11 protein-coding genes are annotated in these 11,410 nt (G+C 73.8%); 5 read left to right on the top strand and 6 right to left on the bottom strand.

Annotated features, from left to right (window positions below; all coding sequences use genetic code 11):
* Window positions 1-13: 13 nt before the first annotated feature.
* Window positions 14-1,387, bottom strand: coding sequence for an FAD-dependent oxidoreductase (locus tag ACFW2Y_RS04160; protein WP_384873223.1), 1,374 nt, complete (start codon window positions 1,385-1,387; stop codon window positions 14-16).
* 9 nt (window positions 1,388-1,396) lie between these two features.
* Window positions 1,397-2,455: a DUF4349 domain-containing protein gene (locus ACFW2Y_RS04155; RefSeq protein ID WP_384873220.1), complete on the bottom strand. Its 1,059-nt coding sequence runs from the start codon at window positions 2,453-2,455 to the stop codon at window positions 1,397-1,399.
* 137 nt (window positions 2,456-2,592) lie between these two features.
* On the opposite strand from ACFW2Y_RS04155, the gene hemG reads away from it, so the two are divergent.
* Both hemG and hemQ read left to right on the top strand, forming a co-directional pair.
* Entirely contained in the window at window positions 2,593-4,080 is a 1,488-nt protein-coding gene (hemG, locus tag ACFW2Y_RS04150) for a protoporphyrinogen oxidase (RefSeq protein ID WP_384873217.1), read from the top strand.
* 17 nt (window positions 4,081-4,097) lie between these two features.
* The gene (gene hemQ, locus ACFW2Y_RS04145) at window positions 4,098-4,811 is read left to right on the top strand and encodes a hydrogen peroxide-dependent heme synthase (protein WP_384873214.1); all 714 of its coding nucleotides are present in this window, start codon (window positions 4,098-4,100) and stop codon (window positions 4,809-4,811) included.
* Window positions 4,812-4,994: 183 nt separating this feature from the next.
* On the opposite strand, the gene ACFW2Y_RS04140 is transcribed toward hemQ, so the two are convergent.
* The 4 genes from ACFW2Y_RS04140 to ACFW2Y_RS04125 all read right to left on the bottom strand — a co-directional run bounded on the left by ACFW2Y_RS04140 (window position 4,995) and on the right by ACFW2Y_RS04125 (window position 9,047).
* A complete protein-coding gene (locus ACFW2Y_RS04140) occupies window positions 4,995-5,729 on the bottom strand; it encodes a TIGR04222 domain-containing membrane protein (protein WP_384873211.1) in 735 nt (244 codons plus the stop codon).
* A 48-nt stretch (window positions 5,730-5,777) separates the two neighbouring features.
* Entirely contained in the window at window positions 5,778-6,761 is a 984-nt protein-coding gene (locus tag ACFW2Y_RS04135; protein WP_384873209.1) for a TIGR04222 domain-containing membrane protein, read from the bottom strand.
* 2 nt (window positions 6,762-6,763) lie between these two features.
* Window positions 6,764-8,203 (bottom strand): DUF692 family multinuclear iron-containing protein, encoded by a 1,440-nt coding sequence (locus tag ACFW2Y_RS04130; RefSeq protein ID WP_384873206.1) that lies wholly within the window; start codon window positions 8,201-8,203, stop codon window positions 6,764-6,766.
* A gap of 139 nt (window positions 8,204-8,342) precedes the next feature.
* Window positions 8,343-9,047 carry a peptidyl-tRNA hydrolase gene (locus ACFW2Y_RS04125; protein WP_384873203.1) on the bottom strand — a complete coding sequence of 235 codons (705 nt, stop codon included), beginning with the start codon at window positions 9,045-9,047 and terminating at the stop codon, window positions 8,343-8,345.
* Window positions 9,048-9,118: 71 nt separating this feature from the next.
* Between ACFW2Y_RS04125 and ACFW2Y_RS04120 the strand changes: the two genes are divergently transcribed.
* From ACFW2Y_RS04120 to ACFW2Y_RS04110, 3 genes are read left to right on the top strand one after another with little or no spacing between them, the layout of a single operon-like run.
* The gene (locus ACFW2Y_RS04120; RefSeq protein ID WP_384873200.1) at window positions 9,119-9,796 is read left to right on the top strand and encodes an AIM24 family protein; all 678 of its coding nucleotides are present in this window, start codon (window positions 9,119-9,121) and stop codon (window positions 9,794-9,796) included.
* 7 nt (window positions 9,797-9,803) lie between these two features.
* Window positions 9,804-10,736 (top strand): ATP-binding cassette domain-containing protein, encoded by a 933-nt coding sequence (locus ACFW2Y_RS04115; protein ID WP_384873196.1) that lies wholly within the window; start codon window positions 9,804-9,806, stop codon window positions 10,734-10,736.
* A complete protein-coding gene (locus ACFW2Y_RS04110; RefSeq protein WP_384873193.1) occupies window positions 10,733-11,383 on the top strand; it encodes an ABC transporter in 651 nt (216 codons plus the stop codon). The genes ACFW2Y_RS04115 and ACFW2Y_RS04110 overlap by 4 nt, the downstream gene beginning before the upstream one ends.
* Window positions 11,384-11,410 lie beyond the last annotated feature (27 nt).

Here is an 11,410-nt window from a genome sequence, read left to right as displayed (position 1 = left end):
GTCGCTCCCCTGCTCAGTCCGCTGCGCGGACCGCCGCCACCGCCTTGCGGGCCGCGATCAGGACCGGGTCCCAGACCGGCGAGAAGGGCGGTGCGTACCCCAGGTCCAGAGCCGTCATCGCCTGCACCGTCATGCCCGCCGTGAGCGCCACCGCCGCGATGTCCACCCGCTTCGCCGCGCCCTCCCCGCCCACGATCTGCACCCCGAGCAACCGTCCCGTGCGCCGTTCGGCCAGCATCTTCACGGTCATCGGAGCGGCCCCCGGGTAGTAGCCCGCCCGGCTGGTCGACTCGACCGTCACCGTCACGAACCGCAGGCCCACCTGCCGGGCGTCCTTCTCGCGCAGGCCCGTCCGCGCGATCTCCAGGTCGCACACCTTGGACACCGCCGTCCCCACCACGCCGGGGAAGGTCGCGTAGTCGCCGCCCACGTTCGCCCCGATGACCTGGCCGTGCTTGTTCGCGTGCGTGCCGAGCGGCACGTGCCGCTCCCGGCCCGAGACCAGGTCCAGGACCTCCACGCAGTCGCCGCCGGCCCAGATGTTCCGCTGGCCCCGGACCCGCATCGCGAGGTCGGTGAGCAGTCCTCCGTGCGCCCCGAGCGGCAGTCCCGCGGCCCGCGCGAGCGAGGTCTCCGGGACCACGCCGGTGCCGAGCACCACCACGTCCGCGGGGTGTTCGTCCGCGTCCGTGGCCACCGCGCGGACCCTGCCGTCACCGCCGGTCAGGACCTTCGTCACCGGAGCAGAGGTGACCGTCCTGATGCCGAGCCCGTCCATCGCCCGGTGCACGAGGCGCCCCATGTCCGGATCCAGGGTCGTCATCGGCTGTTCGCCCCGGGTCAGGACCGTCACCTCGTACCCCCGGTTCAGCAGGGCCTCGGCCATCTCCACCCCGATGTACCCGGCGCCCACGACGACCGCCCGCCGCCCCGGCGAGGCGGACAGCGAGTCGAGCAGCGCCTGACCGTCGTCCAGGGTCTGCACCCCGTGCACCCCGGGTGCGTCGATGCCCGGCAACGGAGGGCGCAGCGGCCGGGCCCCGGTGGCGATCACCAGCTTGTCGAAGCCCGTCCACTCCTCCCTGCCGGCCTCCAGGTCCCGGGAGCGCACCCGCTGTCCCGGGACGTCGATCTCCGTCACCTCGGTCCGCGTCCGCAGGTCGATGTCACGGGCCCGGTGCTCCTCGGGAGGGCGTGCGATCAGCTCTCCGCGCGAGGCGACGTCGCCACCGACCCAGTACGGGATGCCGCAGGCCGAGTACGAAGAGAAGTGCCCGCGTTCGAAGGCGACGATCTCCAGTTCGTCGGGAGACCTGAGCCTGCGTGCTCGGGACGCCGCGGACATGCCCGCCGCGTCCCCACCGATGACCACCAGCCGTTCGCTCATACGGAGAAACTACTGCTCGGGGGTCTCCCGGGGGCCGGGAGTCCGCGGAGCCCGCCGGGGCTTCGACTCCTCCGACTCCTCCGGGGCCTTCGGCGACCGGCTGACCACCGGCGCCCCGGCGGCGTTCCGCGGGACGTCCGGCAGGTCCGGCAGGTCCGGTGCGGAACCGGCGCGGCTGGTCAGGCGGGGCCGGACCAGACGGCGCCACAGGAAGAGGCCGACCAGTCCGACCGCCAGCCACGGTGCCAGGGCGGTGAACACGATCCCGATCCAGGCGGCAGCGCCCACCAGTGCGTTCCAGCCCCCGCTCAGGGCGTCCCCGAAACCGGGGCGGCCCTCCTCCCGTTCCGCCGGCGGGGGCTTCTCCTCGGAGAGCCTGAGGGTGATCGTCGCCAGTGTCGTCCGGTCCTTCAGCGAGGCCTGTTGGGCGAGCAGCGCCTCCAGGTCCGCCTGGCGGCGGCTCAGTTCGCCCTCCAGGGTGACCACGTCGGACAGCTTCTCCGCCCGGTCCATCAGCTCCCGCACCCGGGCCACGCTGGCCCGCTGGGTGGCGATCCGGCTCTCCACGTCCACCACCTGGTCGGTGACGTCCTGGGCGTCCGCCTTGCGGTCCAACAGCTTTCCGGTGCCCGCGAGACCGGCGAGGACGGAGTCGTACCGCTCCTGCGGCACCCGCAGTACGAGCTGCGAGGTGAGGTGCGCGTCGTCCAGCCGCTCCGTCGACTCGTTCTCCACGTGTCCGCCCGCTTCCGCGGTGACCCGGCGGGCCGTGGCCAGCGCCTTCGCCGCGTCCTGCACTTCGACGGAGAGCGAGGCGGTGCGGATGACGTGCTTCTGGAGCGGCGTCTTCGTCGCGGGCTTCCCGGCGCTGCCCGGTGAACCCTCTGCGGCATCCCGTGAACCGTCCGCGGCGCCCCGGGCCGCTCCCTCGACGGCAGCACCCGCCCGGGCGTCCGCGACCACGCCCTGTTTGCCGTCCGCCGCCGTGTCCGTGGCGCCGGCGCCGCAGCCGGTCAGGACCAGTGAGGCCGTCATGAGGGCCGCGGCCGTCGCTCGTGTTCTCCGCACGAGTTACCTCCAGGTGATGTCGACCGAATGTCCCTTGGACGTACGGGGCGACGGACCGGGTTGCCCTCCACGGGTAGCGATGCGGTTACGGTCCGGCCTCGGAACGGGAGCGGGAGGCGATTTGAGAGAGTGGTCCCATGAACGCGGACACCACGGGACAGCAGGTCGGGCCTCACGTCGTCGTCGTCGGAGGCGGGATCGCCGGACTCGCCGCCGCATACCGGCTGGCGCTCGCCGGTCATCGGGTGACCCTCCTGGAAGCGGACGGGCGCTTGGGCGGCAAGCTCCTCGCGGGCGAGATCGCGGGCGCCCCTGTCGACCTCGGTGCCGAGTCGCTGCTCGCCCGCCGCCCCGAAGCCGTCGCCCTGGCCCGGGACGTCGGCCTCGGCGACCGGCTCCAGGCTCCCGCCACGACCACCGCGTCCGTCTGGTCCCGGGGAGAACTGATCCCCATGCCCAAGGGCCACGTCATGGGCGTGCCCGGCGACCCGGCGGCCGTCGAGGGCCTCCTCTCCGCCGAAGGAGTGCGTCGGATCGGCGCGGACCTGGACCTGCCGCCGACCGAGATCGACGAGGACGTCGCCATCGGCGCGTACGTCGCCGAGCGCATGGGCCACGAGGTCGTCGACCGGCTCGTCGAGCCCCTCCTCGGAGGTGTGTACGCCGGTGACGCCCACCACATCTCGATGAAGGCCGCCGTTCCCGCGCTCTTCCGGGCCGCCCGTGTCCATCCGACGCTCACCGCGGCCGTCCGAGCCGTCCAGCAGGCCGGCGCGGCGACCCCTTCCGACGTCGCGGGCGCCGCCACCGGTCTCGGCGGTGCCGTCTTCCTCGGCATCGAAGGCGGCGTCGGTACCCTTCCCGGCGCGGTCGCCGATGCGATCCGCGCCGCGGGCGGCGACGTCCTCATCGGGACCCCCGTGGACGCGCTGGTCCGCACCGGCGCCGCCGGCTGGCGGGTGGTGACCCGGCACCGGAACTTCGACGCCGACGCCGTGGTCCTCGCCACTCCGGCCGGCAGCGCGGCCGGGCTCCTCGGCGATCACGCCCCCGCCGCCGCAGCCGAACTCGGCGCGATCGACTACGCCTCCATGGCGCTGGTCACCCTTGCCTTCCGCCGTTCCGAGCTGCCCGCCCTGCCGGGCTCCGGGTTCCTGGTGCCGCCCGTCGACGGTCACACCATCAAGGCCTCCACCTTCTCCGGCCAGAAGTGGCGCTGGGTCGCCGACGGTGACCCCGACCTGTTCGTGCTGCGCACCTCGGTGGGCCGCCACGGCGAGGAGGAGCAGGTCCGGCGGGAGGACTCCGACCTCGTCGACGCCTCCCTGAAGGACCTCGCCGCCGCCACCGGCATCGCCGCACGGCCCGTCGCCCGCACGGTCACCCGCTGGACGGGAGGCCTGCCCCAGTACCCGGTCGGTCACCTCGCCCGGGTGGACCGCGTCCGCGCGGCCGTCGCGGCCCTTCCCGGGGTGCGGTTGGCGGGCGCTGCGTACGACGGCGTCGGCATCCCCGCCTGCATCGCCTCGGCCCACCGCGCGGCGGACGAGATCGTCGACGGGTTCGCCGACGAGATCATCGCCACGTCGCAAAGGGAGGCCCCCGGTGCGGGGCACTCCTCGTGACGGGCGAGAATAGGCGTATGAGTGCGCCCGAAAAGATCCCGAACGCCGGTAAGAAGGCGAAGGACCTCAACGAGGTCATCCGCTACACCCTGTGGTCCGTCTTCAAGCTGCGCGACGTTCTCCCCGAGGACCGAGGCGGTTACGCCGACGAGGTCCAGGAGCTGTTCGACCAGCTCGCGGCCAAGGACATCACGGTCCGCGGCACGTACGACCTGTCCGGTCTGCGCGCCGACGCCGACGTCATGATCTGGTGGCACGCCGAGACGAGCGACGAGCTCCAGGGGGCGTACAACCTCTTCCGCCGCACCAAGCTGGGCCGTGCCCTGGAGCCGGTCTGGTCGAACATGGCGCTGCACCGCCCCGCCGAGTTCAACAAGTCGCACATCCCGGCCTTCCTGGCCGACGAGACCCCGCGCGACTACGTCTCCGTGTATCCCTTCGTGCGCTCCTACGACTGGTACCTGCTGCCCGACGAGGACCGGCGCCGGATGCTCGCCGACCACGGCAAGATGGCCCGCGGTTACCCCGACGTCCGTGCCAACACGGTCGCCTCCTTCTCCCTCGGCGACTACGAGTGGCTGCTCGCCTTCGAGGCCGACGAGCTGTACCGCATCGTCGACCTCATGCGGCACCTGCGCGCCTCCGAAGCGCGGATGCACGTCCGCGAGGAGGTCCCGTTCTTCACCGGTCGCCGCAAGAGCGTCGCCGACCTGGTGGCGGGCCTGGCCTGACGGCCCAGCGAAACCCGGTGGCGCGTGCCCGGCTCCGGCCGGTCGCGCCACCCCTCGACCCGGAAGATCAGACGGCGGGCGGCACCATGGCCCGTTGCTCCAGCGACACCGGGTCCGGCTCCGGGTGCGGCGCGCGTCATGCGCGCCGCACCGGCGTCCTTTCCGGACCTCTTCGGCAGGTCCTCAGTCCCGCAGGGCAGCACGGAGCTCCGGCTCCAGGGCCGCGGGACCGCGCACCGCGAAGGCGGTGAGCGGATCGGCGGGCGACAGCCCGGAGAGCAGCCGCTGCCCGGCGGGGGAGGCCCAGCGGGTGTACGGGTGGACCTCGATCCGCCCGATCAGCAGGCAGAGGCCCGACCCCAGCAGCGGCAGCGAGAACGCGGCGACGACCGGTGCCCGTTCGGAGCCCGGTACGAGGAGCGCTGCGGTCGTCCCGAGCAGCAGGGTCGACAGGAAGCCGGCGCGCACGGCCCGCATCCCCGCCTCGACCTCCTTGAGGCACTCCTCGGACACGGCGAGGCCCCGGGCGACGAGGTCCCGGGCCAGGCGCCGCACGGAATCGGCAGCGGCAACCACCGGGCGGACGGCGGGGACCGGTGACTGGCCCTCGGGACCGACGGCTTCCAGCACCGCCCGCTCCCATGCGTCCCCGGCCCCGCCCGCATCCAGCACCGTCGCCCAGCCGGTGCGGGCGAGCAGCAACCGATGCGCCCGGTGCATGGACACCAGCGTCAGATCGGCGACCCGCAGCGGCCCGCCGGCGAGATAGGCCGCTTCGCAGACGGTGAGCCCGGTACCGCCGGACGGCCCGGTGGCCGTCCCGTGCGGCCGGGCGGCGGCGAGCGCGGCGCGACAGGCCCGCACGCAGCCGGTGCCCGCCACCACGTACGCCACCAGGAGGAGCGGAACCCAGAGCATGTCCTGGTTGTACGGGACGTCGGGCCCGCCCGCCACCCGAACGGCCGGTCAGCTACTGGAGCAGGAGCTTCCGCTGGAGCACGAGCTGCTACTCGAACAGGAGCTTCCGCTGGAGCAGGAACTCCCTCCGGAGCTGCCGCAACTCGACCCGCTGCCGGAGCAGGACGCCCCGTCCCCTCCTCCGCAGGAGCCGCTGCCCCCGCACCACTCGGTGGCCACGCCGAGCGCAGCGGCGTCCGTGGCCGAGGAGTGCGCCGTCGCACGTCCTCCGCCGTGCCTGCCGCGGCGCGGCTGCCCGCGGAACCGGGCGGCGGTGAGGAGCTGCTCCCGGAGCGCGGGGTCCGTCAGGACCCGCGGCCCGTGCAGGGCCACCCGAAGGGCGGGGTCCGCCATGCTCCCGTGCACCCGTCCGTAGGCGGAGGTCGCCCGCCGGCCCGCCGAAGTGAGGTGGCGGGAGCCGAGTGACCCGCAGACGATGCCGGTGATCCCCGCGGCGAGCAGCACCGGCAGCACCTTGATGACGAACGGGAGTCGGAACTCCGGGTCGATCGCGAAATCGACCGCCGTGAAGACGATCGAGACCGGAAGGAGGCAGAGCGCGGTCAGTGCGAGGGCCCCGCTCCAGCGGACCGTGGTCCGCCGCGTCGCCGGGGCGACGACCAGCTTGCGCGCCGCGAGGCCGTCGCCGATCTCCTGGACCGCCGGATGCCGCATCACGGCCGTGCGCAGGAGGGGGAGGGAACCGTGCGGGGCGGCGGCCTGCTCCTGGAGCACCGCGCGCTCCACCGGGTCGTGCGCGGTGGAGCGGACGACGGCGACGATGCCGGGGCCGCCGATCGCGAGCCTGCCGTCGGCCTGGAGGGAGACGAGGGCGGTGTCCGCGACCCTGGCGGGACCGCCGGTGAGGAAGGCGACCTCGTAGCGGTCGTGGACGGGGCCGTCGACCCCGCGGCGCGTCCGGACGACCCGTGTGACGAGGAAGGCGATGCCGGCGACGCCCGCGAGATGGATGAGGACGATCAGAAAGCCCATGGTCATCTCCGTGCGAGTGCGTGACGTGCGGCCCGTACGAGCCGGGTGGCGCGTCCCGGTGGGCGGTTGCCGGAACGGTCCTGCCACCATTCCGTGAGCAAGCGGCGTGCCGTCGGATCCTCCGGGGGTCCGGTGAGCAGGAGGTGTGCGGCGAAGTCGAGCGCGTCGCGGCGGTAACCGCCGTCCATCGGGCGGGACCTGGCGTACGCGAGGAACGCGGGCCGGAATCCGGGGCCGAGGATCTCCGGGAGCTCCGGTGCGACCTTCGCGACCACCCCGGCCCGCTTGGCCGCGAGGGCACGGATCTGCACGCCGACCCTTCGGGTGTCGAAGCCCTCGGGCACGGGGGTGCCGGCCACCAGCGCCGACAGGAGGGCGGCCTGGGCGACGGCGAGGCGCTGGCGCGCGCCCTCCTGCGGCACCGGTACGGGCACGGGGGCCGGCGCGGGAGCAGGCACGACCCGGGCGCCCGGCATCGGCCCGCCCGAGGCGCGGGCACCGGCACCGATGAGCAGCGGTGTGCGGTCGGCGGCCGACGGACGGGCACCCGGGTCGCGGGCGGCGCCCGCCGTCCCCGGGGCTCCGCGCCGCACGCCCCTCGACGCGCTACCGGAACGCGTGCCCGCCGTCACCGTCGCCCGGATCGCCTCCAACTCGCCGGCCAGCTCCTGCGCGGCCGGGAAGTCGTCGTCCCGTTCCAGGAGAACCCCCGGCGGGGCGACCCGTGACACGAGGTCCGCGAGGACGTCCAGGACCGCCCCCGGCACCGGGTGCGCATGGGTGTCGTGCCAGACGCCGTCCCGCTCGACCCCGCCCGCCACGTGGACGTACGCGATCGCTCCCACCGGCAGTTCGGACAGCGTCCGTGCCGGGTCCTCGCCCCGGTTGACGCGGTTGGTGTGGAGGTTGGCGACGTCGACGAGGAGCTGCACCCCCGTGCGCTCCACCAGTTCCGTCAGGAACTGTCCCTCCGTCAGTTCCTCGTCCGGCCAGGACACCAGGGCCGCGATGTTCTCCAGGGCGAGGGGAACGGGCAGCGCGTCCTGCGCGATCCGCACGTTCTCGCAGAGCACGTCGAGCGCGTCCCGGGTCCGGGGAACGGGCAGCAGGTGACCCGCTTCGAGGAGCGGGGTCGCGGTGAGCGGCCCCCCGGCCCGCACGAACGCGATGTGTTCCGTGACCAGCGGCGCGCCCAGGGCGACCGCCTTCTCCCCGAGCGCCGCGAGCCGTGCCGGATCCGGTCGGTCAGCACCGCCGAGCCCGAGCGAGACGCCGTGCGGGACGACCGTCACCCCCCGCCCGCGCAGTCGCATCAGGGAGTCGGGCAGATGGTCCGCGCAGATGTTCTCCGCGACGACCTCCACCCAGTCGATGCCGGGCAGCCCCTCCACCGCTTCCGCGATTTCGGGACGCCAGCCCATGCCGATGCCGAGTTCCGTCATGTCCCCCTCCTTCGGTCCCCAGTCCTCACCTGATGGCCCCGACGGCGACGTCCGAACCCCACGGGGCCCGGTTTCAGAGCTTCATTTGAGCTTCGGCCCTCGTCGTGGCCCCTCAGGAGCCGCCGGGCCCGGCCGTCGGTCAGGCCCGCGGCAGGCGCGGGGCGTAGCGCGGGCCCCCCTCGGACACGACCGTGCAGGAGCCGGGGGCGATCTCGGTGAAGCCCGCGTCACGGACGACCGGCAGCCCGCTCGCCGTCAGGGCCGGCCAGTCCGCGGGGGAGGCCGTGCGGACGGCCAGGGGGAAGCCCGCCTCCCGCCACGCCTTCCGGTCGGCGTCCGACATCGCCCACCACAGCAGTTGGGCCCCGTGCCCGGTCTGCGCCATCGCCTTGCCGGCGGACATGTCCAGCTCCGGATTGAGCCACAGCACCGCCGCTCCTTCGGGTACGGCACCGGGGGCGGCCGGGTCGTCGAGGTCGGTGCCCGACACCTGGAGTTTGGCGAGCTCCTTGGGCCAGCCATCGAGCGGGACCGGCGGGAAGACCCGGACCTCCGCGGTCGTGCCGGTGACCGTGATGCCCGGCAGCGTGCCCGCCCGGCGCCATTCCGCACCGCGCGCCCGGCGCACCACCTTGCGGATCCGGGCGTCCTGCCAGTCGGTGATGGCCCGTGCCCACTCGCCGTCGCCGAGGGAGCGGTCGTCGGTCAGGATCTCCAGGACGGCGCGCGCCGCGGTCTCCAGGGCGTCGGTACGGGCCGGGGGCGCGTCGCGCTCGATCCGGACGACCAGGGGTAGGACGAACTGGGGCTTTTCGTCGCGGAGATCGGTCTCTTTGCTGCTCACCCCGCAAGTCTGCCACTGGCCTGACGGCGGCTTCTTGTGGGAAGCATCGGCTCCGGGCCAGGATGCCCTCCATGAAGAGCGATCTTTTTGCCGGTGAACACCTTGCCGAGGCCGCGACCTTTCCGGGGATGACCCTCCAGAACGCCAAGTCGGTCAAGTACGTCGTGGACGGCGAGATGCACGCCCGTCAGGGTTCGATGATCGCCTTTCGCGGCGACCTCCAGTTCGAGCGCAAGGGCCAGGGCATCGGCGGTCTGCTCAAGCGGGCCGTCACCGGCGAGGGCCTGCCGCTGATGGCCGTGCGGGGCCGGGGCGAGGCCTGGTTCGCGCACGAGGCGCAGAACTGCTTCATCGTCGAGATCGAGCAGGGTGAGTCCTTCACCGTCAACGGCCGCAACGTGCTGTGCTTCGACGCCACGCTCCACTACGACATCCACACCGTGAAGGGCGCCGGCATGGTGGGCGGCGGCCTCTTCAACTCCGTCTTCACCGGCTACGGCAAGATCGCCCTGATGTGCGAGGGCAGCCCGATCATCATTCCCGTCGCTCCGCAGGCCCCGGTGCACGTGGACACCGATGCGGTCGTCGGCTGGAGCGAGCAGCTCCGCACCTCCTTGCACCGCTCCCAGTCGCTCGGCTCGATGATCCGCGGCGGTTCCGGCGAGGCGGTGCAGCTCAGGTTGGAGGGCCAGGGCTTCGTCATCGTCCGCCCCAGTGAGCTCACCCCGCAGAAGAGCTCCTCGCACTGAGGCGGACGTGAGACTGGAACGGGTCGGACGACGACACGGGCCGCGCGGGCGTTGGGTGCTGCGGGAGGTGTCGTTGGAGCTGCCGACCGCTGCTCTCGTCCGGGTCGTGGGCGCCAACGGCAGCGGCAAGTCCACGCTGCTCAGACTGTTCGCCGGGATCGATGCGCCCGGCGAGGGCCGCGTCACCGGCCGCCCGGCCCGTACGGCCTACGTCCCCGAGCGCTTTCCCGCCGCACTGCCGTTCACCGCCGTCGACTACCTGGTCCACCTCGGGCGCGTCCAGGGTCTCGACCGGGCCGCCGCACGGACCCGGGCGGGGGAGTGGTTGGAGCGCTTCGCCGTCGGCACGCACGCCGGAACGGCACTTGCCGAACTCTCCAAGGGCACCAGCCAGAAGGTGGCCGTGGCCCAGGCGCTCCTTGCGGATCCGGCGCTGTTGGTCCTCGACGAGGCCTGGACGGGGCTCGATCCCGACGCCCGCACCGTCCTGGACGCTGCCGTGCGCGAACGCCTCGCGGCGGGCACGACGGTGGTCTTCGTCGACCACGACCCGCGCCGTCTGGAGGGCGAGGCGGACGTGGTGTACGGAGTGGTGCGAGGGCGGGTGCGGAGCGTGCCGGGAGTCCGGGGCGAAGCGGGCGCCGCACCGGGGCCCGCGGGGCGGAACCGGCCGCCGGAAGGGCGGCCGTCCGATCCGCACGGTCCCGACCCCGCCCTCCCGGCCCCCGCCGTTCCCGCTCCCGGACCCTCCGTCAGCATCCGGGCCTCCGGCGGCCGGACGCTGCCCGTGCGGCTGCCCGGTGATCCGACGACCGCTCCGGGACCCGACGGCACCACCGTCCTCACCGTGGACGCGGAGCACTCCGACGCCCTTCTGGGGGTGCTCCTCGCCGCTTCCTGGCACATCCACCACCTCGACACCGGAGGCGTACGGGCATGACGGCGCTGCTGCGCTACCAGTCGGGTCTGCTGCTCCGCTCCCAACGCTGGCTGGCCCCGCTGCTCCTGTACGCGGCGTTCGTCGGCGTCGGCGTCCGGGCGGGCGAACCGGTGCTGGGTGCACTCGGCTTCACCGCTGCCGCCCTGCTTCCGGTGACCGCCTGGGCCGTGCGGATCTGCCTCACCCAAGAACCCCCCGCCGCCCGGAGCGTGGTCGCAGCGGCGGCCGGGCGGGCGCGCGCACACCTCGCCGCGCTCCTCGTGGGGGCCGCATGGCCGGTCCTGGTCGGTGCGGTTGCCGTCCTCGGGGTGACGGCCCTCGGCGACCGGCGCGGGGTCCCGGCCCCCGCCGCCCTCGTCACCGGACTGCTCGCGGCGCTGACCTGCGCCTTGACGGGTGCCGTCGTCGGTGCGCTGACCGCCCGCCCCTTCCTCGGGCCCCCCGGCTGGTCGGTGACGGCCCTCGTGCTCGGTTCGCTGCTCGCGTTCGTGACCACCGGTTCCCCGGCGAAGCACGCCATGACCGCCCTGGTCACGGGGGCCCGTGTGACGACCGCCGACCCGCCCTGGCTCGCCTGTGCGGGCTCACTGCTGCTCGCGGGGGCGACGGCGGTGTTCGCCTGCCGTGCCACGGCGCGTCTGGAGTGAGCCGGTCCGCGGTGCCGGCCGGGTCCG

This window comes from Streptomyces sp. NPDC058877 (assembly GCF_042742855.1).
Classification (GTDB): Bacteria; Actinomycetota; Actinomycetes; order Streptomycetales; family Streptomycetaceae; genus Streptomyces.
This window is presented reverse-complemented; position numbering and strand designations above follow the sequence as displayed.